The sequence below is a fragment of the Chelativorans alearensis genome, from assembly GCF_010993735.1.
GTDB lineage: Bacteria > Pseudomonadota > Alphaproteobacteria > Rhizobiales > Rhizobiaceae > Chelativorans > Chelativorans alearense.
In genome coordinates, this window is record NZ_WQNI01000009.1 from 35,249 (window position 1) to 60,126 (window position 24,878).

Annotated in this window: 28 protein-coding genes; 7 read left to right on the forward strand and 21 right to left on the reverse strand. The window is 63.7% G+C overall.

Annotated elements, in window-relative coordinates; translation table 11 throughout:
* Positions 1–48: 48 nt before the first annotated feature.
* The 15 genes from GPJ75_RS14265 to GPJ75_RS14335 all read right to left on the reverse strand — a co-directional run bounded on the left by GPJ75_RS14265 (position 49) and on the right by GPJ75_RS14335 (position 14,577).
* Entirely contained in the window at positions 49–453 is a 405-nt protein-coding gene (locus GPJ75_RS14265) for a DUF3168 domain-containing protein (protein WP_163269009.1), read from the reverse strand.
* Positions 434–625, reverse strand: coding sequence for a hypothetical protein (locus GPJ75_RS14270; RefSeq protein WP_163269010.1), 192 nt, complete (start codon positions 623–625; stop codon positions 434–436). Before GPJ75_RS14270 ends, GPJ75_RS14265 begins: the two co-directional genes overlap by 20 nt.
* Positions 622–957: a phage head closure protein gene (locus GPJ75_RS14275; RefSeq protein WP_163269011.1), complete on the reverse strand. Its 336-nt coding sequence runs from the start codon at positions 955–957 to the stop codon at positions 622–624. Before GPJ75_RS14275 ends, GPJ75_RS14270 begins: the two co-directional genes overlap by 4 nt.
* Positions 957–1,526, reverse strand: a complete 570-nt coding sequence (locus tag GPJ75_RS14280; RefSeq protein WP_163269012.1) for a head-tail connector protein — start codon at positions 1,524–1,526, stop codon at positions 957–959. Before GPJ75_RS14280 ends, GPJ75_RS14275 begins: the two co-directional genes overlap by 1 nt.
* 258 nt (positions 1,527–1,784) lie before the next feature.
* A complete protein-coding gene (locus tag GPJ75_RS14285) occupies positions 1,785–3,041 on the reverse strand; it encodes a phage major capsid protein (RefSeq protein ID WP_163269013.1) in 1,257 nt (418 codons plus the stop codon).
* Positions 3,034–3,720 carry an HK97 family phage prohead protease gene (locus GPJ75_RS14290; RefSeq protein WP_163269014.1) on the reverse strand — a complete coding sequence of 229 codons (687 nt, stop codon included), beginning with the start codon at positions 3,718–3,720 and terminating at the stop codon, positions 3,034–3,036. Before GPJ75_RS14290 ends, GPJ75_RS14285 begins: the two co-directional genes overlap by 8 nt.
* Positions 3,717–4,064, reverse strand: a complete 348-nt coding sequence (locus GPJ75_RS14295) for a DUF6107 family protein (protein ID WP_343036209.1) — start codon at positions 4,062–4,064, stop codon at positions 3,717–3,719. Before GPJ75_RS14295 ends, GPJ75_RS14290 begins: the two co-directional genes overlap by 4 nt.
* 39 nt (positions 4,065–4,103) lie before the next feature.
* Entirely contained in the window at positions 4,104–5,276 is a 1,173-nt protein-coding gene (locus GPJ75_RS14300; RefSeq protein WP_163269015.1) for a phage portal protein, read from the reverse strand.
* 86 nt (positions 5,277–5,362) lie between these two features.
* On the reverse strand, positions 5,363–5,551 hold the full coding sequence (locus GPJ75_RS14305) for a hypothetical protein (protein ID WP_163269016.1): 189 nt from the start codon (positions 5,549–5,551) through the stop codon (positions 5,363–5,365).
* 18 nt (positions 5,552–5,569) lie between these two features.
* Entirely contained in the window at positions 5,570–5,854 is a 285-nt protein-coding gene (locus GPJ75_RS14310) for a hypothetical protein (RefSeq protein WP_163269017.1), read from the reverse strand.
* On the reverse strand, positions 5,851–6,015 hold the full coding sequence (locus tag GPJ75_RS14315) for a hypothetical protein (RefSeq protein ID WP_163269018.1): 165 nt from the start codon (positions 6,013–6,015) through the stop codon (positions 5,851–5,853). Before GPJ75_RS14315 ends, GPJ75_RS14310 begins: the two co-directional genes overlap by 4 nt.
* A gap of 250 nt (positions 6,016–6,265) precedes the next feature.
* Positions 6,266–10,918, reverse strand: a complete 4,653-nt coding sequence (locus GPJ75_RS14320; RefSeq protein WP_163269019.1) for a hypothetical protein — start codon at positions 10,916–10,918, stop codon at positions 6,266–6,268.
* A gap of 178 nt (positions 10,919–11,096) precedes the next feature.
* Positions 11,097–12,737 (reverse strand): hypothetical protein, encoded by a 1,641-nt coding sequence (locus GPJ75_RS14325; RefSeq protein WP_163269020.1) that lies wholly within the window; start codon positions 12,735–12,737, stop codon positions 11,097–11,099.
* Between the two features lie 78 nt (positions 12,738–12,815).
* Positions 12,816–13,976 carry a terminase large subunit domain-containing protein gene (locus GPJ75_RS14330; RefSeq protein WP_163269308.1) on the reverse strand — a complete coding sequence of 387 codons (1,161 nt, stop codon included), beginning with the start codon at positions 13,974–13,976 and terminating at the stop codon, positions 12,816–12,818.
* A gap of 67 nt (positions 13,977–14,043) precedes the next feature.
* Positions 14,044–14,577, reverse strand: a complete 534-nt coding sequence (locus GPJ75_RS14335; RefSeq protein WP_205602538.1) for a hypothetical protein — start codon at positions 14,575–14,577, stop codon at positions 14,044–14,046.
* Positions 14,578–15,052: 475 nt separating this feature from the next.
* Between GPJ75_RS14335 and GPJ75_RS14340 the strand changes: the two genes are divergently transcribed.
* Positions 15,053–16,045 (forward strand): IS1595 family transposase, encoded by a 993-nt coding sequence (locus GPJ75_RS14340; RefSeq protein WP_163269021.1) that lies wholly within the window; start codon positions 15,053–15,055, stop codon positions 16,043–16,045.
* A gap of 575 nt (positions 16,046–16,620) precedes the next feature.
* The gene (locus tag GPJ75_RS14345; protein ID WP_163269022.1) at positions 16,621–17,262 is read left to right on the forward strand and encodes a hypothetical protein; all 642 of its coding nucleotides are present in this window, start codon (positions 16,621–16,623) and stop codon (positions 17,260–17,262) included.
* 274 nt (positions 17,263–17,536) lie between these two features.
* Here the strand turns inward: GPJ75_RS14345 and GPJ75_RS14350 are convergent, their stop codons facing one another.
* The 4 genes from GPJ75_RS14350 to GPJ75_RS14365 all read right to left on the reverse strand — a co-directional run bounded on the left by GPJ75_RS14350 (position 17,537) and on the right by GPJ75_RS14365 (position 19,484).
* Positions 17,537–18,109, reverse strand: a complete 573-nt coding sequence (locus GPJ75_RS14350) for a hypothetical protein (protein ID WP_159590363.1) — start codon at positions 18,107–18,109, stop codon at positions 17,537–17,539.
* A 177-nt stretch (positions 18,110–18,286) separates the two neighbouring features.
* Complete coding sequence (locus GPJ75_RS14355; protein ID WP_159590362.1) at positions 18,287–18,526, reverse strand: protein L; 240 nt, start codon at positions 18,524–18,526, stop codon at positions 18,287–18,289.
* Positions 18,527–18,885: 359 nt separating this feature from the next.
* On the reverse strand, positions 18,886–19,194 hold the full coding sequence (locus GPJ75_RS14360; RefSeq protein ID WP_159590360.1) for a HigA family addiction module antitoxin: 309 nt from the start codon (positions 19,192–19,194) through the stop codon (positions 18,886–18,888).
* Positions 19,195–19,205: 11 nt separating this feature from the next.
* Positions 19,206–19,484, reverse strand: a complete 279-nt coding sequence (locus GPJ75_RS14365) for a type II toxin-antitoxin system RelE/ParE family toxin (RefSeq protein WP_163269023.1) — start codon at positions 19,482–19,484, stop codon at positions 19,206–19,208.
* Here GPJ75_RS14365 and GPJ75_RS27175 point away from each other — a divergent pair.
* The 4 genes from GPJ75_RS27175 to GPJ75_RS14385 all read left to right on the forward strand — a co-directional run bounded on the left by GPJ75_RS27175 (position 19,402) and on the right by GPJ75_RS14385 (position 23,187).
* Positions 19,402–19,683 carry a hypothetical protein gene (locus GPJ75_RS27175; RefSeq protein ID WP_205602554.1) on the forward strand — a complete coding sequence of 94 codons (282 nt, stop codon included), beginning with the start codon at positions 19,402–19,404 and terminating at the stop codon, positions 19,681–19,683. The two genes, GPJ75_RS14365 and GPJ75_RS27175, sit on opposite strands and share 83 nt — an antisense overlap.
* Positions 19,684–19,818: 135 nt before the next feature.
* Positions 19,819–21,963: a transglycosylase domain-containing protein gene (locus GPJ75_RS14375; RefSeq protein WP_163269024.1), complete on the forward strand. Its 2,145-nt coding sequence runs from the start codon at positions 19,819–19,821 to the stop codon at positions 21,961–21,963.
* A gap of 95 nt (positions 21,964–22,058) precedes the next feature.
* Entirely contained in the window at positions 22,059–22,643 is a 585-nt protein-coding gene (locus GPJ75_RS14380) for a DUF1214 domain-containing protein (protein ID WP_163269025.1), read from the forward strand.
* Complete coding sequence (locus tag GPJ75_RS14385) at positions 22,636–23,187, forward strand: DUF1254 domain-containing protein (RefSeq protein ID WP_163269026.1); 552 nt, start codon at positions 22,636–22,638, stop codon at positions 23,185–23,187. The genes GPJ75_RS14380 and GPJ75_RS14385 overlap by 8 nt, the downstream gene beginning before the upstream one ends.
* 3 nt (positions 23,188–23,190) lie before the next feature.
* Here GPJ75_RS14385 and GPJ75_RS14390 read toward each other — a convergent pair whose 3' ends face one another.
* Positions 23,191–23,358 (reverse strand): hypothetical protein, encoded by a 168-nt coding sequence (locus GPJ75_RS14390; protein WP_163269027.1) that lies wholly within the window; start codon positions 23,356–23,358, stop codon positions 23,191–23,193.
* Positions 23,359–23,587: 229 nt separating this feature from the next.
* On the opposite strand from GPJ75_RS14390, the gene GPJ75_RS14395 reads away from it, so the two are divergent.
* Positions 23,588–24,526 (forward strand): hypothetical protein, encoded by a 939-nt coding sequence (locus GPJ75_RS14395; protein WP_163269028.1) that lies wholly within the window; start codon positions 23,588–23,590, stop codon positions 24,524–24,526.
* Here the strand turns inward: GPJ75_RS14395 and GPJ75_RS14400 are convergent.
* Positions 24,502–24,846, reverse strand: coding sequence for a DUF1491 family protein (locus GPJ75_RS14400; protein ID WP_163269029.1), 345 nt, complete (start codon positions 24,844–24,846; stop codon positions 24,502–24,504). The genes GPJ75_RS14395 and GPJ75_RS14400 overlap by 25 nt on opposite strands.
* Between the last annotated feature and the right edge of the window lie 32 nt (positions 24,847–24,878).

Genomic DNA, 24,878 nt, shown 5'->3' on the forward strand with positions numbered 1-24,878 from the left:
GGGCCTCCTTCGATGTGAGTGAAATGCTCTCAAGGGTGGCGCGGGAAGCTACGCCTCCACCACCGCCCGAAAATGCAGCGCCCCGTGATAGGCGCCGAGGTCCTCGTCGTACCTGACCTCCGAGGACTCCAGCCGCAGATTGACAAGCCGATGCCCCGCCAACCCCAACTCCTCCCCGTGCAGCGCGCCGCGCACCAGTTCCATCAGCGCCAGCACCTCCCGCCGCCCCTTCCTCTTCGACCAAGTGTTGAGCGTGAAGAAGTGCTCGCTTCCCTCCTCCGTTCCCGTGCTCCAGTCATAGGCCGTCGCTCGACCGAAGGTGACGTACGGAAAGGAAAGCCCCGCCGGCGTCAGGTCATGAAACCGCACCCCGCCAAGCGCGGCCACCAGCGCGGCGTCGTTCGTGAGCGCGGCGAATACCGCCTCCTGCAGATCAAGTGTCGCTGCGCTCATGCCTTCCTCCCCGCCTGCGCGTATTCGCCCGCCGGAGCGCTTCGCGGCGCATCCGCACCGCCCTTCCGGCGTCCGGCCGTGCCCCGCTCTCAACAGTGCCCGCCACGGTGTGCACTTTCGTCCGCATAGCCCGCACCAGCCCGTCCAGCGTCAGCCGCATCGTCACCTTCATCGTCCCTCCTCCCGCACACGACAGACGAGATAGCGTCCCGTCTCGTCGGCATCCCGCACCGTGACGATCTCCAGCACCCGCCCCTCCTTCACGAAACGCATGCCGCTTGCCACGTCGTCGCGAAAACGCAGCGTTACCCGGTGCGTCACCTCTTCATGCGCCTGCCCGGCGCCGAAAAAGTTTGTCGCCCTTACCGGCTCGACATGCGCAAACACCGTCGCCACCTCCTGCCAGCTTTCCGTGTGTCCGCCGGCGCCGTCCGCCGCCGTCACCGCTGCCTCCAGCACCAGCTCGGTGCGCAGCCGTCCCGGATCGATAAACATGACACCCATCAAAGCCTCGGCCCCCGCCAGGCGGCGATCAGCCGCCGATATTCGTCGGGAATGGACACGGGTTGGCCATCGGCGCCGAAAGCACCTCGGAACTCATACCAATGCGCCATCAGGATCAGCATCGCCCGCTTCAGAAGATCCGGAACGTCCGTCCCCGCCTCGCCGAAACCTGCCGAAAAATCGATCTCGATCCCGTTCAGCGCCAGCCCCGGCGCTGGCCTTTCCTCGAGATGGAGCCGCGCCGGAGAAGACACCGCGTCGAGCTGATGGTCTTCCGGCGCCAGCACCGTCGCCGCCCCGTCGCCGTCGAACACGGTCACCGACAACACCTCCCGCACCGGCGTGCGCCTGAGAAGCACGATCCCGCCTAGTGGCCACCGGTCGAGCACCAACCGCCAGGCCTGGTCGATCAGTGCCATGCCTGCCACCCGCTCCACCTCTTCGCGCGCAGCGCGGATAAGCCCGGAAATCAGCCCGTCCTCGCTGTCGTGGGCAATGCGCAAATGCGCCTTCGCCTCGACAAGCGAGACCGGCTCGGCGGCCGGCTCGACCGTTCGAAACAGCGTCATAAAATGTCTCTCTTTGGGATGATCGAATGGATGACGGCCCCGGCGGGAGGAGACCGGGGCCGTCAAGGGCAACTCACCGCTCCGGCGCCGTCATCCCGGAAATCGGAGCAAAGCGGAGACTATCCGGGACCCATTCTCGCCTCGCTGAAGCTCCGGCGAAGCTGGCCGGAACCTCGACGTCACGGAATGGACCCGGCTCTCGCTTCGCTCGGCCGGGATGACGCGCGCCGCAGGCACGAGCGCCCACCTGCATCGCCGCTAGGCTTCCACCTTCAAGAGCTTGATCGCCTCAAAGTTCTGGATGCCCCCGCCCACGCGCTTGGTCGTGTAGAACAGCACGTAGGGCTTCGCCGAATAGGGATCGCGCAGAACCCGCACGCCCGTCCGGTCGACCACCAGATAACCGCGCCCGAAGTCACCGAAGGCGATCGGCGTGGCATTCGCCGCAATGTCCGGCATCTCCTCGGCCTCCACCACCGGAAAGCCGGCCAGCATCGCCCGGCTGCCGGGGGTAGCCGGCGGCTGCCACAGGTAATTGTCGTCGGCGTCCTTCAGCTTGCGCAGCGTGGCTTGGGTTTTGCGGTTCATCACCCAATCCGCGTTCTGGCGGTAACCCGCCTTCAACGCATAGATCAGGTCGATGAGCTTGTCCGACGGTGCCATCGACGGCAACCCGGCTGCATTCCCTGTCGCCAGATAACCGACATTCCCCCAGTTCCAGGCCTCGTCCGCAACCTGCGGATAGTCGAGGAAGCCGCGCGGCTTGTTCGTCCCGTCTCCGTTGACGAACGCCGCCCCCTCCTGCTCGGCGAACGCTGTCTCGATCTCGCCTGCGATCCACGCGTCGAGATCGACCACGCTGTCCTCCAGAAGGGCGGCGGTCGCCGCCGGCATGGCGTAAAGCTCGGCCGTCGGGAAGGAAAGCTCGTCCAGCGTGCTCGACGCCGTCTCCGGCCGAGGCGCCGTCTCGCCCACCCAGCCCGTCGCCGGCCCGGTGACGGCGAACGGCTTCTTCAACACCGCCGTGGACACCTTCCGCACGGAAGCGATCGAGCGGATCGGCGAAATCTCGGCAAGCCTCCTGCCGATCATCGCCTCCGTCTCCTCCGGCACCAGATAGCCGCCGTCCTGGCCGGAGCCGTAGGACATCGCCTTCTCCTCGAGTGCGCGCAGCTGCCGCTCGTCGCCGGTGCGGATGTAGCTCTCGAAGCCCTGCTTGTGCTCCAGATGCTCAAGCGCGCCGACGGCATCGCGCTGCCCGAGCGCCGGCCGCGCCCGCTTCAGTACGACCCGGTCCAGCACCTTCTTATGCTCGTCGAGCGCCTGCGAGATGCGGTCCACCTTTTCGCTCGTCACCGGGTCAGCGGCAGAGCGCCGCTCGATCTCGGCCAACCGCTCATCGTTCGCCTCCCTGAAGGCCTCGAAGGAGGTCATGAAGTCCTCGAAGGCGCCGCTCACGTCGCCGATCGGCCCCGCCGACTTCACTTCCAGGACGCCCTTGTTCGTCTCAGTCATTTTCCGATCCTCGTTGGTGAAAAAGTCTGGCCGCCCGGCGGATGGTCGCCGCCAGGCGCTCCGGCGTTCCCGGCGCGGCGTCCCGCTCGCGCAGGAGATGGGCGAAGCCGCGCGCAATCACCGTCTTGGCCTCGCTCCGCGTCAGCCCCGCATCCCGCGTCAGCCAACGTTCGAATTCGCGCGGGCTCGGAAGGCCGGTGAAATCCTTCACCGCCTCCACCCGCGCCTCCGGCAGCATGGGAAACGTCACCACGGAAATCTCCCAAAGGTCCGCCTTTTTGATGCGCCTGATCCCAGTCCGCGGCTCGTTGACGGCCCGCACCGTGCGGAACCCGATGGAAAGCCCGTCCAGCGCCCCGTCGCGCATCAGCTCCAGCACCTCGCGCGCCTTGCTCACCCCGGCCGCCAGCTTGCCGCGCACGAACAATCCCCGCGCGTCCTCGCGGATCTCCTTCCAGGCTCCGATCGGCTGGTTCGGATCGTGCTGAAACAGCATCCTGATCCCGCCTGCCCCGCGCTTTTCGAGGGATTCGGCGAACGCCCCCCGCTCCACGACGTCGCGGCCCAGATCCACGCGCCCGAACAGGCTCGCATAACCGGAGAACGATCCGTCGCGCTCCACCTGCTCCACGTCGAGCCCCGCATATTTGCGCTCGTCCGCCCCGATAGAGATGCTCATCGCACGTTCCTCGCTTCCCGCCGTCTCGCGGCGTTCGCAAAAAGCCGCATCACGAAGCCGATGGCGCTCCAGGCGCACAAGCTCGCCGCCGCCGAGCCTATAAGCACCACCTCGCCCGGCGCCAGCTTGCCGGCAAGCCCCAGCTCGGCGGCGATCTTCAGCCCCGCCGCGCCGCCGAAGATAACGCCGCAGACCACGCCAACGGCGAAGCGGATCGCCGCCTCCCGCCGGCCGCTCGGCAGCAGGTATGCGAGGGAGATCGCCGATCCGGCAATCGCCCCTCCGGCCTTGGCCACCCACAGCCAGGCCGCCTCGCTCAGTCCGATCATCCCTTGATCCTTCATTTCGTCATCCCAGCCCCACGAACGCCCTTGCTCTTACGCTCAACCGCCCACAGCGCCGTACCCCACGGCCTCGCGCTTCTCGTCGTCGCTCAGGAAGCTCGCCTCGCTCACCCGCGCCCACAGCGCCTCGCGCTCGGCCGAAAGCCCCTCCACCTGGTCTGCGTCGAACCACAGCCGCACATCGCCGCCGAAGCGGGGCGCGAGGAACCCGCCCAGCTCCTTGGCTATCCTTCCGACCAGCGGCAGCACGGTCAGCCGGTAGAAGGCGCGGTTCGCCTCCTGGTAGTTCGCGTAGGTATTGTCGCCGGGGATCCCCAAAAGCATTGGCGGCACGCCGAGCGCCAGGGCGATGTCGCGCGCTGCGCCGTTCCTGGCCTCCATGAAGTCCATGTCGCGTGGGGAAAGGCTCATCGCCTTCCAGTCGAGCCCGCCTTCGAGCAGCAGCGGCCGCCCGGCCTTCGCCGCCCCGGAGTACCCGTGTTCGAGTTCCGCCTTCAGCCGGTCGAACTGCTCGTTGGAAAGGTTTGCGCCTTCCTTCGTCGCATAGACCAGCGCGCCGGAAGGCCGTGCCGAGTTGTCCAGGAGTGCCTTGTTCCACCGCGCCGCGGCATTGTGGGTGTCGAGCGCCTGCAGGGCGGCCGCCAGCGGCGCGAATCCGTAGTGGTCGTCGAGCGGATGAAAGAGCGTCAGATGCAGCCCCGCGCCTTCCTCCTCCAGCGACACCCGCCGCTTGACGGTTCCCGCCCGATGCTCCAGCGCCACCGGCCAACCGGCGCTGTCGGCGACCACCGTCACCCGGTCCGGGCGCAGCAGGTGCATCTCGCGTGCGCCCGTCGCCGCCTCGACAAGCTCCACATAGGCGTTGCCGGAAAGGACCAGGTGCCCGTAAAGCACCTCCATGAACGTCGTCCCCGCTTGGCCGTGGTTCGGCCGCGCCAGAAGCTCGAGCAGCGGATGCCGGTCAAGCTCCGCCTCCCCCTCATATGCCAGCCACGGCACCGCCGCAGCGGCTTCCGCGATCAGCCGCACCGCCCTGTGGGCGACGGGATTGCGCATGAACCCCTCGCGTGCCAGCGAGGCATAGTCGCGCCGCGTCCACAGGGCCTCACCCTCCCGGTGAAGTGCCACGAAGCCGTAGCCTGCCGCCTGCTTGCGCTCGACGGCAACTTCCTTCTCCCCCCGGATTCGTGCCCAGGGCCAATTCCAAGCCATATGCGGTTCCTATCGGATTAGATCGGGTCGGCGCCGGCAGGCCGCGCTTCAGACCTGCACGGCCACGCCGGCGCTCGGGCAGCGCGTCATGCGGGCTTGGGCGCTCCCGTCCCGGCATCCGCCTCCGCAGCAGGTTGCTTCAAACCCTGAGAACGCACGTCGAGCGCCTGACCGTTAACGGTCTGCCCGTCGCCCTTCGCCGAGTTCGACGGCAGCGGCACGATACCCGCCCGCACCGCATTCACCGCAAAACGTTTTCCGCATCCACAACCCATGTGAGACTCCTTTCCTGGTTAGTTCACGAAGATTCCGATCAGCAGCCCGAGCGCAAACCCGCCCACCGCGCCGATCGTCATGAAACGAAACCCGAGACAACACGGGCAGTCCGCCCACAGAAGCTCGGTCATGCGCACCGTCCAATGGCTTTCGACGGCGCACCAGCGGGGCAGCGCGTGCACGGCCGCCCATGCCATGAAGTTGGAGAGGCGGTTGTCCGCCCAGTCCTCTTCTCCATCCGCCCCCGGCCGATGCTCGGGCCGGAAGCGGAACGGATCGGTCATCGGGAAATGACGGCTCACGGCACGCGCGCGGCAAGATGCGCGGAAACCCCGCGGAAGGCGCTAGGCGCACCCAGATCCATGACCCCGAGCGGCGACACGCCGCCCGCACACGGGACGCTGCGGGTTTTGTCGCCGGGAAGAAAGCCTTTCCCTTCATGCATACGGAGGGCCTCTGCCATGTCCTCTCGCTCCTTTCAGCTGAGAATGATCGATGAGCCGGGCCGCCTGTCGTCGGCCCGGCGATGCTCTCGTTTCAGGAAAAGTTGCCTGTGCGCGGCTCGCCGGGGCGGCCGGCATCAGTTCCCTGCTGGCTTGAACGGGGGCGTCCACCTGTCAGGCGAACGCCCCGCGATGGCCATCAACGCTAAAGCCGCACGTCTCGTCCCGCGATAAGGAACGGCGCCGTGTGGCGCGATGGCCCTTGCCCGCTCAATCGCAGAACTGGACCTGACCGCGTGGATGGTACGGGGCGCCATCCAGCCACACATCTGCGGTAGAAAGAACGTTTCCACCGCAATCGAGCGTGGTGTGCCGCAGGAATTGCACGGGATCGGGAGTGATGACCGCTGGCGTCACCGTCAGTCCGACCATCGCCCAGCCGTTCAGCGTGGTACCGGGGCTTGGAGAGAGGTCAAGGCTTAGGGTATTCCGAAGCCGGAACCGGTTGGAACGTTTGATGTCGGCTCCGCTGCCGGGTTGGCGGTGCAGCCGGTGCGTGGTAGCGTCCCAGAAGACAAGCGGCTGCGTCACCTCGAGCATTTCCACGTCCACCTGAAACTGCAGGTATTTGGGATCTACCCCAAACTCGATCTCGCGAATATCGAATTCCAGATCGACCGGCCCGTTGTGGAAGTGCCACACATGGTGATTGGTCTCGTCGCCCAAGAGAAAGAGGCCTGGGGTGACGGTTGCTGGGCCAAACCATATGCCCTGATTGATCGAATATACCACCCCGTTTTCGGCGGTGGCCTCCGTCACGGGCGTGGATGTTATCCCTTCGTTGTTCGTGGCAAAATCAAATGTATACGGGGCAACAGCGGGCGTGGGCAGCACATCGCAAAGCACCTGCGTCGTCGTCACACAATCGCTGCAAAGCTGAACCTGCCCCTGCGGCTGGTACTCGCTGCTGCCGTCCAGCGTCCAGTCCGTCACGGCAAGCACATTCCCACCGCAATCGGTGGAGGTATGCCGCATGAACTGTACGGGCGCGGGAGTGTCGACCACCGGCGTCATCGTGAGGCTCATCATCCCCCACTGGCTCAGCGTGGTCTGGTCGCCTGCAGTGAAGGCAAGGCTTGTGACATTCCGAAGCCGGAACCGGTTGGGATAATGGATGTTGGTCGCGCCGCCGGATCGGCGGTACAGCCGGTACGTGACAGGGTCCCAGTAAAAATACGGCTGTGTCACCTGCATCGCTTCCGTGCCTTCCGGAAACTGCAGATATTTGGCGTTATTCGAAACATGCATCCCGCGAACATCGAATTCCAGATCGACGGGCCCGTTGTGGAAGGTCCACAAGTGCTCGGGGTCCTTGCCGCTGCCCAGGATAAACGCGCTCGTTTCAGTGTCGAACCATATGCCCTGGTTGATCGAATATACCACCCCGTTGGGGGCGGTGGCCTCCGTCACCGGCGTGGATGTTATCCCCGCATCGCTCTCAGTGAAATCAAATGTATACGGGGTGACAGCGGTGGCGGGCTGCACATCGCAGAGCACCTGCGTCGTCGCCGTCACACAATCCGATCCGCCCCCGCCGCCGGAGCAGCCGCAATTGCAGTAGGGGCCGGAAGCGTAAGTCAGACCCTGGAAAGCTGCGGCATGGCAGGCGACGCCGCCGCCCGCATTGCGGTAGAGGTGCGTGATGGTGGCCGGCGGATTGTCGTAGTAGGCACGTGCGGTGATGTTCTGGACGAGAGCATCGATGTCGCCGGTTCCAGGCACCCATACGCCTTCGCCGTCGATGAACTCCACGCGGTCTGGCACCGGATCGAGGCTCCGCACGCCCTCCCAAGGGTCGATGTCGATAAAGTCGAGGCGCAGGCTCGTCATGCGCTGCGCCACCTCGTCGAGCGTGAAAGTAAATCGGCTTTCGGGATTTGCATGGCCGAGCGGCGCGTTCACCGACACATTCTGCCCGGGTTGCCAATTGGCGCCGCAAGGAGTGCTCCCACCCGGGGCCGTTACGGTGTTGAACTTGATCCGCGCTTCCTCGCCCGTCCTGGGATTGGTCACGGTATAGATGTAATCGTGTCCTTCCTGCCCATCCGGGTCAGCGATGACATTCGTCTGTGGCCATTCAAGCTCCACCAGGGACGGTATGCCATCAGTGGTGTCGGCGACCGCGATCGGCGTATATGGTTGCCCTTCGGCATCCGTGTCGTAGTGCCGTACGAAGTTGCCTTCACAGTCATAGACATAGTTGCGGAAGAACGGCACCGCGCAGCGCTGCCCCTCTTCGTTGGGCTCGACATCGGGCCTCAGGTCGCGCATCTCGCGGGCGTGCACTGTCGAGGCACAGGCCGGCGGCTGGGGCACCACTTGCCCGTTGGGGTCGACTACATAGTCCTGCCCGTCGAGCGTGGTGTCGTTGGAAGACAGAATGTTGCCCTCGCAGTCCACTACCGTGTCGCGCCGGAACGGCACAACCGTGCCGTCGGCACGGATGTCGTAGAGAAGCTGCGTTGTCGCCGTCGGCTCACAGTTTTCACACTCGATGCAATTGCAGGCGGGGCCGGAAGCGTAGGTGATGCCCTGGAAGGCAGCGGCATGGCAGGCGAAGCCGCCTCCCGCATTGCGGTAGAGGTGCGTTATGGTAGCCGGCGGATTGTCATAATAGGCATGTGCCGTGACGTTCTCGCCAATAGCGTCGATGTCGCCGGTCCCAGGCACCCATACGCCTTCGCCGTCGCTGAAATCCACGCGGTCTGGCACCGGATCGAGGCTCCGCACGCCCTCCCAATGGTCGAGGTCGACAAAGTCGAGGCGCAGGCTTGTCATGCGCTGCGCTACCTCGTCGAGCGTGAAAGTGAATCGGCTTTCGGGCTCTCCGTGGCCGATCGGCGCGTTCACCACCACATTGTTCCCGGGCTGCCACGCTTCACACTCCCCTCCTGGGGTTGTGGAGGCAGCCGTGACCGTGTTGAGCTTGATCTGTGCTTCCTCGCCCGTCCTGGGATTGGTCACGGTATAAATGTAATCGTGTCCTTCCTGCCCAGCCGGGTCAGCGATGACATTCGTCTGTGGCCATTCAAGCTCTACCAAAGATGGTGTGAGGCCGTTGGGGCAGTCGGCCCCCGCGACCGGCTGATATGGTTGTCCTTCGGCATCCGTGTCGTAGTGCCGTACAAAGTTGCCTTCACAGTCATAGACATAGTTGCGGAAGAACCGCACCGCGCAGCGCTGCCCCTCCTCGTTGGGCTCGACATCGGGCCTCAGGTCGCACATCTCGCGGGCATGCACCGTCGCGGCACATGGCTCCTCCGCCGGCGGCTGGGCCACCACCTCGCCGTTCGGGTCGACGATATAGTCCTGCCCGTCGAGCCCGGTGTCGTGGGTCTCGATGACATTGCCCTCGCAGTCCACCACCATGTGCCGCAGGAACGGCACAACCGTCCCGTCGGCACGGATGTCGTAGAGAAGCTGCGTCGTCGGCGTCGGCGCGCATTCCGCATCCTGCGGGCATGGGCCGACGCTCACCGCCGCGGTCGGGGCGTAGGCCACGCCGTCAAGGTCGGTGTCGAAGAACTGGCCCGTCGGCTGCCCGTCCTGCGATACATACCAGCGCAGGAAGCTCACCGTCCCGCCGTCGCACATGACCTTCATCTCAAGGTCGGTGCCGTTCTCGCAGCTTCCGACCGCTCCCTGCACCTGGTAGGCGGCGCCGTCCAGATCGGTGTCCTCGGGCGGCTGGATGGTGCCGTCGGCATCCCTGCAGATCCTGCGGATGAACGGCGTCGAGGCCGTCCCCACCTTGTCGCACAAAAGGAGGGCCTCGCACTTCGGCGCCCCCGGCGCCTGCGCCGCCACCTCGCCGTTGGGGTCGACGACATAGTCCTGCCCGTCGAGCCCGGTGTCGTGGGTCTCAAGGACATTGCCCTCGCAATCCACCACCATGTGCCGCAGGAACGGCACAACCGTGCCGTCAGCCCGGATGTCGTAGAGGAGCTGCGTCGTCGGCGTCGGCGCGCATTCGGGGTCCTGCGGGCACGGGCCGACGCTCACCGCCGCGGTCGGAACATAGGCCACGCCGTCAAGGTCGGTGTCGAAGAACTGGCCCGTCGGCTGCCCGTCCTGCGATACATACCAGCGCAGGAAGCTCACCGTCCCGCCGTCGCACATGACCTTCATCTCAAGGTCGGTGCCGTTCTCGCAGCTTCCAACTTCACCCTGAATCAGATAGGCCGCGCCGTCGAGATCGGTGTCCTCGGGCGGCTGGATGGTGCCGTCGGCATCCCTGCAGATCCTGCGGATGAACGGCGTCGAGGCCGTCCCCACCTTGTCGCACAAAAGGAGGGCCTCGCACTTCGGCGCCCCCGGCGGCTGCGCCACCACCTCGCCGTTGGGGTCGACGACATAGTCCTGCTCGTCGAGCCCGGTGTCGTGGGTCTCAAGGACATTGCCCTCGCAATCCACCACCATGTGCCGCAGGAACGGCACAACCGTGCCGTCGGAACGGATGTCGTAGAGGAGCTGCGTCGTCGGCGTCGGCGCGCATTCGGGGTCCTGCGGGCATGGGCCGACGCTTACCGCCGCGGGGTCCGAGGGGGTATAGGCCACGCCGTCAAGGTCGGTGTCGAAGAACTGGCCCGTCGGCTGCCCGTCCTGCGATACATACCAGCGCAGGAAGCTCACCGTGCCATCGTCGCACATGACCTTCATCTCAAGGTCGGTGCCGTTCTCGCAGCTTCCGACCGTACCCTGCACCTGGTAGGCGGCGCCGTCCAGATCGGTGTCCTCGGGCGGCTGGATGGTGCCGTCGGCATCCCTGCAGATCCTGCGGATGAACGGCGTCGAGGCCGTCCCCACCTTGTCACAAAGCAGGAAGGTCTCGCATTCGGTGTATACGCATGTGGTCCTAGCCATTTCGGGCCGCTCCAGTAAATTGGGGGAGAAATTGGAAAGGGCGGCACTCGGGCCGCCCAGCTCGGATTGCTTGCGATTGGAAAGTCACGATACCGGCGCGGGCTATCGGGCAGCCATCGCGCGGTCGTCGATCTTCAATCGTCATAGTGATATTGCCGCAGGGATTTCCCTTGCGCGGCTAGCCGCAAAGCTGAACCTGCCCCTGTACCTGGTAGGCCGTGCCGTCCAGATTCACATCCACGACAGAAAGAACGTCTCCACCGCTGTCGAACGTGATGTGCCGCAGGAACTGCACCGGATCAGGGCCGCTGCTCCGTGGCGTAACCGTCAGCCCGAACAATCCCCAGGAAGCCAATGCATTGGGGGCGCTGAGAGCAAGACTGGTGACATTCGTCAGCCGGAAACGATTGGGGGATGCGGTATTCGTGAAGAGGGGGTCGCGGCGCAGTCGTTTGGCGACGTCATCCCAGGTAACATTGGGTTGCGTCACCTCCAGCATCACCGTGTCCTGTGGGAACTGCAGATACTTGGAAAGCAGCGTAAGCTGCGTATCACGGATATCGAATTCCAGATCGACGGGCCCGTTGTGGAAGGTCCACTGGTGCGTATCGGTGTTGTTGCCAAGGGAAAAATAGCCCGGGTCACCGCCGTTGGGCGACCAGGAGCCCTGGTTGATCGAATATACGACCCCGTTGGGGGCGGTGGCCTGCGTCACCGGCGTGGATGTTATCCCCTCGTTGCTCGCGGCGAAATCAAATGTATACGGGGCAACAGGGGGCGTGGGCAGTACATCGCAAAGCGCCTGCGTCGTCGAAGTGATACCGTCGGAATCGCTGGAACTGGAGCACTCGCCGACGTTCACCTCCCCTTGCGGAGTATAGTCACTACCGTCAATCGTGGTGTCGGTGAAAGAGAGCACGTTGCCATCGCAATCGAGGCAGAGATGCCTTAGAAATTGGATAGGCCCAGATGCTGCGGGTGCTACGGTCAGCCCAACCAGCCCCCACGAGGCCGCCCCCAAATCAAGCGCGTTGAGAGTAAAGCTGGTAATATTCTCAATTCGAAAGCGGTTCGCTGCTCTAAACGATGTGTTGGCGGTGCTGCACGCCTGCCTGGTGGCCGGGTCCCATGTCATGCCCCCTACCGGATCAAGCTGTACAACCTCGGTCCCCGGCGGCAACTCGACGCAGCCAACAGCGCCGGATGTCGAGGGGCGCAGGTCGAATTCCAGATCGACCGCGCGGTCGAATGTCCATGTCTGCACTGGACCGTCACCTGCCTGGCCGAGAAGCAGTATTTCCGTCGGGGGCTGGCCGATCTGGGTGGAGTCGCACTGGTCCACCTGCCAATTGACGCTGTTGGACGACGTCCCGTTTGCTGGGCAGGACAGCCCAGAGAGACTGAGGTTAACCGGCTCTTCCGCGGGTGTCCCCGCATCGCACATCGGTTGCGTCGTCGAAGTTGCGCAACCGCAGCAATCGCCCACCTTTACGGGATCGGTGGGCACGACGTCGGCGCCGGCAAGATCGGTATCGAAGAATTCGCCGGTCGCCTCCCCGTCACGCGTGACGTACCATCGCAGGAAGGTCATCCCCGCGCTGTCGCACATGACCTGCTTTTCAAGATCGTGCCTGTCTCCGCAAGCGCCGATCTCGCCCTGAATAGTGTAGACACTTCCGTCTAGATCGAGATCTTCGACCCGAACGCTCCCATCGGCTTCCTCGCAGAACCTGCGGATGAAGGGGGTCGTCGACGATGCTGTTTTGTCGCAGAGAAGAATGCTTTCGCACTCCTCATGCGTACAGATGACCTCTGCCATTTCAGATCGCTCCTTTGGGTAAGTGATGGACAATGCTCCAAGCCCGCACGAGATCGGGCTTGGCTTTCACCTTTGATTTCAAAGAAAATTCCGTATGCGCGGCACGCCTGTGCGCCCAAGCATGAGTTCCGTGATCGCCCAGACAAGCGCATCCACCCGGTCGGGCGAGCGCCCCTGCGACAGGCCGTCCGTGCCGAAGTCGCACATCTCGTCTTCCAGTTCGGGAAGCCGCCGCGCATGCCGCACCCGCCCCTGCGCGTAAAGCGCTGCCACCGGCTCGGCCCTCAGCCATTTCCCCCGGTTCGCCCGCACCGCCTTCACGGGGACGGTGGCATCCACCGTGCCGATCACGCTTCTCACCATGTCGCCGCCCTGGTTCACCTCGGCAACGATCATGTCGGCCTGGAACCGGCGATAGAGCGCGACCGCCCGCGCCGCCCAGACCTCGGGCTTCACCGCCCGCACCGTGCCGTCTTCCAGCACCCAGGCCGCCCCGTCAGCGCCGAGCCCGGCCACCACGATCCCGCAGGCATCCGAGGTGCGCCGCCCGCTCGCTGGCGGGTCCACCGCCACGACGATGCGGCGCAACGGACCCGCCTCGCCCCAGCGCCCCGTCGCCGTCTCTATTTCCGCGCGCGTCCACAGCGCGTCCTCGCGGTCCTCGATCAGTTCGCCGTCCAGTTCCTGCCGCCCCAGCCGCGTGCCGGCATAGCTCCGCTCCACCGAGCGCAGGAACCGCCGCGCCAGGTTCTGCGCATTCTCCTCCGTGCGCATCCGCGTCACGGTCACGTCCGGGCTTGCCAGCAGCCGCCGGATCAGCGGCACCGGCTTCGGCGTCGTCGTCAGCATCTGCACGGGCCGGCTCCCCAGCCGCAGCCCGAACTGCAGCATGTCGAAACACGCTTCCCCGTTCTTCCACTTGGCAAGTTCGTCGCACCATGCCGCCTCGAATTGCGGCCCGCGCAGGCTGTCCGGGTCCTCGGCGGAAAACACCTGCGCCACCGCCCCATTGTCCCAGACGAGCCGCCGCCGGCTCGGCTCATAGCGCGGCCGGTTTCCGCGCGAGATCGAAAGCAGCCCCGAAGTCCCCTCGATCATCACCTCGCGCACGTCCGCAAACGTCTCCCCCACCAGTGCGATGCGCTTATATTCATGGTTTGAAAAAGGCGGCAGCCCCCGCACCAGCCCGTTCACCCATTCCGCCCCCAGCCGTGTCTTGCCGGAGCCGCGCCCGCCCATCACCAGCCAGGTGTCGCAAAGCCGCGCCCCCACCGGATATTGCGGCAGCCGTCCAAAGCCGAACCACTCAGCCAGCGCCCTCTCCGCCATCGGTTGGGTCAGGTTCTCCACAGCCCATGGTGGCAGCGAGTTCACAAGCAAGCTCCACGATACGGGCATCGATAAGGGCGAGCGTGGCGGCCAGTTCTTCATCGCTTTTCTTCTGCCTTTCCGCCGCGCGCTCGGGCACGCGGGTCATCTCGCCGATCTTCTCGACCATCCTCAGCATGGCAGACAGCGCATCGATCCTCCCCTTGTCGTAGCTGCCGGACGCCCGCCCCTCGCCGACCGCCACCTCCAATTCGCTCACCAGCTCGTCCGAGAGCGCCAGCAGCCGCGTCTCCAGCGCCTCCGGGTCCGTCTCGGCAGGTGGCTCGGGGGCCTTCTCGTCAGGCCGCTCGGCATTCGCCATGCGCCAGCCCTCGACCCTGGCGACGTTCAGCCAATGCTTTGCCGACCGTCCGGTAAGTTCGGCCAAGTCCTCGGGCGTTATCCGCCCACTCTCCATGACCTTCCTCGCCCTCCTGCTCACGCGCATCGACGGCACATATCTCAACGGCATCCCGTCTCTCCCCGAAATCCGCGCAACAAAAAAGCGCCGGAGCCCAAGGCGCCGACGCTCACGAAAACCCAGCCGAAAAGAAGATCGAGGCCCGGCCACCGACCGAACCCCCAAAAGCGGCTCCCGCCGCCGAACCCACTTTTCCGACGATGCCTGAACCCTAGCAAAGGGCCGTTACGGTGTCAAGGACTAAATTCCTAATTATATACTTGACGTACCACTGCTGATTTGTTATGGTTAAGTCAACTGGTCGGGAGTGCGTCATGTCAAACCGAGAGACCTCAATACGCTACGAAGCAACCGACGCGGAAGTTGTCGTTGCTGGCGATTTGACCGTGATCGTATTTGAGACTGTGACTCACGGTCGGGTTGGCGTGCAGATGCCGCGCTCTGCCTGCGAGCGTCTAAGCGAGCAATTGCAATACGCTCTAGCTCAAGCAAACGATCCTTCTGCTCAGGGGTAAAAATCGTAGCCATGTTTGACATCACCAATCCAATTTACACCGACGCCGACAAGGCCCGCGAGCATCTGGAGGCCATCCATTGGCCGAACGGTCCTATCTGCCCGCATTGCGGTAACGTCGATCCTGCCCGCATCACGAAGATGCAGGGAAAATCCACGCGCCCCGGCGTCTACAAGTGCAATGAATGCCGCAAGCCGTTCTCCGTGACGGTCGGCACCGTCTTCGAGCGCTCCCATATTCCGATCAACAAATGGGTGCTGGCTTCGCATCTCATGGCCGCATCGAAGAAGGGCATGAGCGCCCATCAGCTACACCGTATGCTCGGCGTCACCTACAAAACCGCTTGGTTCATGGCACACCGCATTCGCGAAGCCATGAAGGAGGACAACGACACGTCCGGCCCACTTGGTGGCGAAGGTAAAACCATCGAAGCCGATGAGACCTACATCGGCAAGCGCGAGACACCACGCAACTATGCTCGCCCGCGTGCTCGCAAGAACTGGAAGCCAACAAAATCAGGCAAGGCCGGTGGCGCACAGAAGCGCATCGTGGTTGGTCTTGTCGAGCGTGGCGGCAAGTCCCGCATGTTCCATCTGAATGACGCCACCAAGGCCACTGTGCGCGAAGTGCTGGTGCGCAACGCTGATCGCCAGTCCATCCTCTACACGGACGAAAGCCGCCTCTACACAGAGACCGGCGCGGAATACGCCAAGCACGGCACCACCAAGCATTCCGCCGGGGAATACGTTCGCTACGAGGACGGCGCGGTCATCCACTCTAACACGATTGAAAGCGTCTTCTCCGTCTTCAAGCGCGGCATGGTCGGCGTCTACCAGCATTGCGGCGAGGCTCACTTGCACCGCTACCTTGCCGAATTCGATTTCCGCTACAACCGCCGCGCCGCGCTCAAGATCAGCGATGCAGAGCGCGCCGAAGACCTGCTCCGTGGTGCCCGCGACAAGCGTCTTACTTATCGGCGGATTGGTGAAGCCACGTACTCGTAAGCAGAAAGCGCGCAGGCTTCTCCACAAGCGCAAGTCGAAGCGATTCGACTCCAAGAAATAGAGCGGTGTACCATCCGAATCACTGCGACGGTCTGCTTGATCCAGAGCGGCACTCTGGGCAACCAAGCGGGAAGTGATCGCAGCCTGTGCCGGTCATGGCGTCAGGACTCGGCCCACGAAGTGAGGCAGAAACCCCGGCCATGAAGCGGGGCCACACAGGGGTACCGGATGTGGCACGTGACGCGGATGGTACACCGATGCTGCCATGAAGGACCGGGTGAATGTCCTTCGATGGACCGGATGGTTTCAACCTTTTGGGGTTGTCACCGGTGATACCCCGATAGGAGCCTTCCCGATGCGGAAGCGAATATCGGTCAACATAGAGGTGACAGTGGATGCCGCAAAATGCCTTCGGGTCTTAGCGTTTGTCCTTTTTGTCATTCTCATCTGAAGCGGGGCGGCGGCTTCGGTCGTCGCCCTTTTTCTTCCCGCCTCTGGGATCAGGCGGGGTCTTCAGCAGGCGGCGCAATATCTCATCGCCCTTTTCCTGGTCTTTGTCTTTGGGGGGGTTCGACATGGCTCATGATCCAGAAACGGAAGCGTTGATCCAGCGCATCGGAAAAGAGCAAGACGACATCATAACTGGGATTGGTCTCGCAACAACTGCATGGTCAGCGCTCGAATCAGGGTTAAGCGATTGCTTCTCACTTATGGCGTTCAACGCGTACGGCAACGACAAAGCCGGCATCATCTTTTACAGCCCGAGCAACTTCGAAACTAGGCTCCGTTTGGTCGGCGATCTAGTAGCTTTCACGTTGGCGGGCAACGAAACCCTCGCGTCGCGTTGGGCAACGATCAAGGGACGCATCCAGCGAAAGCAGGGAGTGCGAAATGCAATTGCCCACGGCTCGCTGATAAACTCCGGCAACCGCATGCTTCTCACCCCGGCATTTGGTGACAGACTACGCTGGCAAGGCGGACGGGGTAAAACCGGGATGAAGGGCACGGACATTCAGCAGTTCGCCGCCGCCGTTTGGCACCTGTCCGGCATCATGGTGCACTACAATCGAGCCCTTGCGCGATATCTTGGGGCTCCCAGTTACTATCAGCCGGACCTTGGCGAAACATATAGCGAACTAGTTCGCGAACTAGATAATCAGATTCAGGCCCGAAGTAATCAAAATCCCAACTCGCCAGAAAGCGGCTCCCGCGCCTAATCATCTCTGGCGTGATCTCGATCTCATCTTCGTTTTGTGCCGGCCTGTCAGCCGAATCAGTACTCATTTCATCCTCGGTACGTCAAGTATATAATTAGGACTAAATTCCTAATTGTGTGCGTGACCTACCGAGATTGGAAATGCGCGATTATTCGCGACAGGCTGGCACTGAGCATCGCGGGGCCCCCTGCTCGAAGGGATATCGATGAACTGGCAAGGATTATCAACCGCCACCAACGGGACGATAACGACGACTTGGACGCGGAATGCGCGATCAAGGTGTTCGCAGTTGTGCGAGCGCATCTTTCGTGAAGATGGCCTGTGAGATCGTGGATAGGTAGCGGTTGGACATTGCGGTCAATTCGGCAACGGTCTCGATCCCCTCAATCGTATATTCATGGTTCGAGAGATTGAATTCGTCGTCGCCGATGAATTTTAGAGTTCGCAGCACGCACGTTTTGGTGGCGGCATCCCAACTGTCAAGCACGCCATGAATCAGGTTGTTCCTGTGCGGGCTCAGTTCCTTCAATTTGGTCGTCAGTGTGCGAATGTCCACGGTCAAGTTCGCGAGGGCCGGGTGCTGATTAAACCAGCGCTTCAGCAGCTTGATTTTGGCCTGAAAACTGATCGGGTGTTTAGCATCGAAAATGGTGTCTGAGTGCTCGCGGTTGTTGACGTGGATTAGGACCGCATCAATATGTTGCTCTAGTCGCGCCCACTGAGCGGAAGCGAAGCCAAGAGCGCGGAAAAGGTCGTCCAAACCATCGGGCGCATCAAGCGGCCCGCCGACAAAAACGAAATCGCGGTTTAGGCCGCCCTTGTCCAAGGTGACGCGGTATTCTTCCATGATAGAATCCCCCATGGATAAAGACCAGGAAAAGGGCGACGAGGTGTTGCGCCGCCTGTTGAAGACCTCTTCCGATCCGAGGAAGGCACGAACGGATCGAAAGGGTGCGCTTCCAAAGGACCTGGATGTATCGGCCCCGGCTGGTACAACTGGAACCAGCCGGGGCGACACAAAGTCCTAGCTCGGGCCGTTCTGTGTTTGGATCAACAGCTTCCAGCGTATCGCACCCGTAGAGGGGTTGTGTTGGCGATGGTTTTGCGGAGGCAACGGATCGCCCGCATTGCAGGCATATTCGTCTCTGCAATTGGCGCAGATGTATATGCCGGAATAGGGCGCGGCGGTGCCCGGCGAGTGCACCTTGTCGAAACAGGCGTCCACCTTGTGGGCCAGTTCGTCGCCATTCTGATAAAGTGCCATGTCATAATTTTCCTGTATGAGGCCACAGGAAGGCTTGACGGAATCACCTGGAGAATTAGTGTGGTGATTGTTCTTCAAGGTCGAGCCTCTCAGTGGCTTGGTTGACGATAATGGCGGTGATTCGTGGTCACCGCAGCCATCCATTTGAGGGGAGTCCAGAGCGTGAAAGCAAGGACGTTCCCGTTCCGTCCACTGGAATCAGAGGTTGTTCCCACGCTTTTTGCGCAACCAGAGAGAGTCGGTGCGCTTTCTGCTTAGGCGTAACCGGTCTCACCAATCCGCCGATCGGTGACGCGCTTGTCGCGAGCCATGAGATTAAATTCCTAACTACGTGCGTGACAAACAAGGGAGCAAGCCGGTCAGGCGGCGTTAAGCGTCGGAAGGTCGCTGACATCAACTTCGCGCTCCGCATGCCAGGCGTCGTAAGCGGCCTGCATGCGCAGCCACGAGGCGGCGCCTCCGCCAAATACCTTGCCAACCTTCACGGCAATAGTCGGGGAAAGCGGCTTGCGCTCGGCAAGAATGTCATGCAGGTGCTGGCGCGAAATGCCAAGCATGCCGGCAATCTCGCTCTTCGTCACATTGAGATCGATCAGGATATCATCCAGGACCGCCCCTGGATGCGAGGGGCAGCGATCAGGGTCTCTGATAGCGGGATACACAGTCATGGCAGTGCCTCCTAATGGTACTGTTCGAAATCGACGTGGAGCGCATCACTGTCTTCGAACTCGAACGTGATGCACCACGGCCCGTTCACATGGATCGTGTACCGCGTCGGGTTAACGCCCTTGAGGGCGTGGAAGTCAAAGCCGGGATGGTTCACATCCTCCGGCGCTCCGGCTGCCTCAAGCCTTTCAAGGCGCAGAAGGATGCGCTTGTGCATTCTGGCGTCAATCTTCGCTGTACGGCCCTTCGACCACAGTTCCGCCAGCGCCTTTGATTTGAACGACTTGATCACAAGTGTAAGCTATCAGGCTACACATCAATGTCAACAGATAGCTTACACACAGCAGGAGATGAGTCGAGATGTCTTCTTCTGCCTGCGCAGCGCGGCGGTTGTAGCGGAAATCGAACTCGGCAAGGTAGGTGGCTTCACCGCGATGCTGCTGGACGCCGATCACGCTTTGGCGATATTTACCTTCTCGTACACAGTTTAGCTTACCAACAATTTCCCCAACACCCCATTCCCCAAAATGTGCTAAACCTCTCCCAGGGGGACGACTTTGCGCACTTGCCGCGGCTTTTTCCGCGGCAGGTCGACAAGCAAGGGGAAGAGGCCGGGCGGTCCAGCAATGGAAGAGAAGCGCACGAAAAAGGGGCGGGCGCCGAGGGCAACGAGGCTCCTCGAGGTCGATGCATGGATCGATTCCACGCTCTATGAAGCGGGCTTCAAGCTTTCGGAAGCCTGGGAAAACGTCACCATCTTCTTCCGCCGCTTCCGCCTTTACGGGGCAAAGCGCGCCGCGATCGAGCTCTTCAGCGAAAGCCTTACCCTTGCCACCGTCGGCGCCGTCCTCATGCTGGCGCTCGCCATCCCCGCCTTCGAGGAGACCTCGGCCAACTGGCGCGCCCAGGACGACTATGCCGTCACCTTCCTCGACCGCTACGGCAACGAGATCGGCCAGCGCGGCGTCATCCAGCGCGATTCCGTCCCCGTCGACGAGATGCCCGACCATGTGGTCAAGGCGGTGCTCGCCACCGAGGACCGCCGCTTCTTCGAGCATTTCGGCATCGATTATCTCGGCCTCGTGCGCGCCATGACGGAGAACGTGCGCGCCAACACCATCGTCCAGGGCGGCTCCACCCTCACCCAGCAGCTGGCCAAGAACCTCTTCCTCACCAACGAGCGCACGGTCGAGCGCAAGGTCAAGGAAGCCTTCCTGGCGCTGTGGCTGGAGGCGAACCTTTCCAAGAAGGAGATCCTGCAGCTCTATCTCGACCGCGTCTATCTCGGCGGCGGCACCTTCGGCATCTCGGCCGCGGCCGATTTCTATTTCGACAAGCAGGTGCAGGACCTGACCCTCGCCGAGGCGGCGATGATCGCCGGCCTCTTCAAGGCGCCGGCCCGCTATGCCCCGCATATCAACCTGCCGGCCGCCCGCGCGCGCGCCAACGAGGTGCTCACCAACCTCGTCCAGTCCGGCCTCATGACCGAGGGACAGGTGCTGCCGGCCCGCCTCAACCCGGCCAGCGCCGTCGACCGGGGCGAACGCGACAGCCCGGATTATTTCCTCGACTGGGCGTTCGAGGAGGTCAAGAAGATCGTCCCCGACGGCGCCACCCATTCGCTGGTGGCACGCACCACCCTTGATCCCGACCTGCAGCAGGCCGTCGCCGAATCGATGGAGTACCACCTGCGCCAGCACGGCAAGGATTACGACGTCACCGAAGGCGCTGCCGTGGTCATGGAGACCGACGGCGCCGTGCGCGCCATCGTCGGCGGGCGTGATTACGGCCAGAGCCAGTTCAACCGCGCCACCCAGGCGCTGCGCCAGTCCGGCTCCTCCTTCAAGCCCTATGTCTACGCCGCCGCCATGGAAGCCGGCTTCGAGCCCGGCTCGGTGATCTCCGACGCGCCGATCTCGTGGGGCGGCTGGGCGCCGCAGAACTACACCCGCCGCTATGCCGGCCGCGTCGACCTCGCCACCGCGCTTATCCATTCCTACAACACGGTGCCGGTCCGCCTCGCCCACGACCATCTCGGCCTCGAGCCGATCGAAAAGCTGGTGGTGGCGATGGGCGTGGAGTCGGAATTGAACGGCCACAAGACGATGGTGCTCGGCACCTCCGGCATGACGGTCATGGACCAGGCCACCGGCTACAGCGTCTTCGCCAGCGGCGGCTATGCCGGCATCCGACACGGGATCCTGCAGCTCACCACCCATTCGGGCACGGTCCTCTACGATTTCGCCCGCGACGCCACGCCGCCACGCCGCGTCCTTTCCGAAAAGGCCGTCTCCGCCATGAACAGCATCCTCGTCCAGGTGCCCGAGCGCGGCACCGGGCGGCGCGCCGCCCTTCCGGGCGTGCGTTCGGCCGGCAAGACCGGCACCACCCAGTCCTACCGCGATGCCTGGTATGTCGGCTACACGGGCAACTACGTCGCCGCCGTCTGGCTCGGCAACGACGATTACCGCCCCACGCGCCGCATGACCGGCGGCTCTCTGCCGGCCATGGTGTGGCAGCGCTTCATGGCCTACGCGCATCAGAACGCGGAACTCAGGCCCATCCCCGGCATAGACGACCCGCTACCCGAACTCGACGCCACCACGGTTGCCACCGCCAGCGAGGCGGAAGGCCAGATAAACGGCCTCGCCCGGCCGCCCCGCACGATGCCGACAGCCACCAGCAACGTCTTGAAGGGCATGGCGGAACATTTCCGCCGCGCCCCACCGCTGAAACCGACCGCCGGACCGGAGACCCTGTCGGCCCTTTGAGGATATTGCACCGGGCAGGGTGAGGTTTCGGTTGAATCGGAAAGGTGCATGAAAGTATCACGAGCGTCGCCCACCACCGCAGATACCGGCCTCCCATGCTGAAGACGCTTTTCCTGACCCTCCTCGCGCTCACCATCGCGGTCGGCGGCGGTGCCGCCAGCGTTTGGATGATGCTCGAGGAAGCACGCCCCGTGGGCGCCGTCAACGCCGGCCCGTGGACGGCGTTTCCGAGTGTGGGAACGCGCGAGGCCGATCCCTATTCGCGCGCCCGCTTCGCCCGCCAGGGCGGCATTCCGCTGGGCCGCTCGGAGGGCATCACGTTCACCGCCCGGCGGGATTCGAACGGCCGTAGTCTGCGGCGCGAGTGCGCCTATAGGATCGAAGGGCCGATGCCCACCTCCCGTTTCTGGACCCTTTATGCGGCCGGCCCGGAAGGCGCGTTGCTGCCGCCCTTCAAGCGTCGCCGGGCCGCTCTTCATTCGCAGATGGTGCTGCGCCATTCCGACAACGGCTTTTCCATCGCCGTCTCCCGCCATCCGGTGCCATCCAACTGGCTGGCCGTCACCGGCGACGGGCCGATGCAGCTTGTGCTGACCCTGTTCGACACCCCTGTCGCTTCCGGCGCGCGGGTCGAGGAGCTCTCCCTGCCGAGGATCACCAGGACGGCTTGCGATGGCTAGACTTCCCTACGCCCTCCTCCTCGGTCTCGTCGGCGCCGGCATCGTTCACCTCGCCATCCTTTTCCTGTTGCCGAGCTATTCGGTGCGCGACGCGTGGTCGCGGCTTTCGGCGGTCGCCGAGCCCTATGATACCGTGCGGTTCGACCGCGAAAAGCTCGCCCAACAGGTGCCCATCCCCGCCGATCCCTTTATCGAGGCAGCCGCCTGCCGCTTCGACCTTTCGCGCGGCTCGCTCCATGTGCACGGCGAAGGCTCGGTGCCCTTCTGGTCCATGTCCGTCTATGACCACCAGGGCCTCAACGTCTACTCCATCAGCGACCGGGCGACGCCCGACGGGGCGCTCGACTTCACGGTCCTCACGCAGGCGCAAATGCAGCGCATGCGTACCAACGTTGCCGCCGACCTCGGCCAGTCCGTCTTCATCGAGACCGATGTTGAGGAGGGCATCGTCTTGTTGCGCGTCTTCGTGCCCGACGAAACCTGGGAAGGTGCCGCCACCGCCTTCCTCAACGGCATAAGCTGCGAGCCGCGGCCCTTGGGCTGAAATTCAGCGGCGCTTGCACTCCTGGTGCGGGCGGAAGGGGGTTTCCTTGCCGCCGTCCCTGCGCTCGTAGCGCACACCGGGAAAAATGATGATCGCCGCACCGCCCTTCGGGACTGGCAGCCGCCGGTTTGGCCGCGGCGCCACGCGCTTGAAGTTCAGGATAGTTGCCATGCTTACGTCCCCCGCTTCGGGCCGGAATGGTACGCAACGCCTCCCTCGCCATGAAACGCCTCTCATGGTTAACGGCTCCTTAACGCCAAATAGTGAACGCAACCCTTAATTTCGCGGTTAATGGGTCGCTAACGCATTACCGATAATTTGAACGACGAGCCGGGAGGCCGCCTGCGCAGAAAGGCCGCATCCCACCGACACAAGTGTTCTTGAGTATCAGGCGTTAAGCGTGTCCACCGCGGACTTCAGGCATATCGCGTTCGGAGGGGGCCCGCGCAACTGTGAGCGGCTGTTTCGTGCCGCCGTCTCCGCCTTCTGCACGCTCTCCCGTCCCACGAAGCGCGAGCTCGCGCAACTCGACGATCTGGCGCTCGGCCTGTTCGACGCCGTGCCCGCCGAGGCGCGCCGGTACGCCGCCGCCGCACTTTCCGAGTGCGACCCCGCCCCCAGGGACCTCGTCCGGCGGCTCGCCGAAGAGCCGGTGGAAACTTCAGCCCCCCTCCTCGTGCGCTCAGGTGCGCTCTCCGACGTCGACCTCATTGCCCTGATCGGCCGCCACGGCCTGCCGCACGCCAAGGCCATTGCCCGCCGCGACGGCCTCAACCCGGTCATCGCCGCCCTCATCCGGGCGCTCGTCGCCCGCGCCGAAAGCGAAGCCGAGATCGCCGAAAGGGCAGAGCCGGAAGTCGATGCGCTGGAGGCCATCCGCTGCCAGCTCCGCGACCTGATGCAGGAAGCACCGCCGGCGGGCGATCCGTCAGAGAGTGGCAAAGCAGGTGAAGAACAGCCAGCCCCCGACCCTGACCAGACCTATACCGCGCTGCGCGAGGCCGCGCTTTCCGACGACAGGCAGGTCTTCGCTACCACTCTCGCCCGCCTCCTCGGGGTCTCGGCGGAGCGGACCCGTCGGCTGACCTCCGGCATCGGCTACGCCGATCTGCTCACAGGCCTCTGCGCACTGAAATTGACCGTGGAGCAGGCTTTCCTCGTCACCGCCGCCGTCTTCCCGGGCCAGGTCGCCCACGCCGCCGCGATTCGCCTCTTCATCGAGCGCTACACCACCATCAGCACGGAGGCGGCCCGGAAAAAGGTCGAGGACTGGCGCTGTCAGGACCGGCCGGAAGACCGGCGCCCCGCTGCAGCTCACTCGGTGGCAACCGCCAGATAGCCGTCGATCTCGTCCGCCGTCTCCACCTCCACCACCCAGACATCCGGATCGAAGCGCATCTCGCGCTCCAGCCGCTTCTCCACCGCGTCCTCCTCGGTGGCCGCCGCCACACGAACGAACTGCCGTTCGCTGGGCCGCGCATCATCGTAGCTCGTCTGTGGCGCGGGAGCATAAAACTCCAACTCCCCCAGCCGCGTGCGCCGGATGATGAAGATCGCCCCCGCCTCCCGCGCTCCCTTGCGTCTCACCGCTGCAAAGCCGCCATCGGCGAAAACGCGCCTCACCAGCGCTGAAACCCACAATTCGCTGGTCACACGCATGACGACGCGGTCTTCCCGTTGGTGCTCGCTGA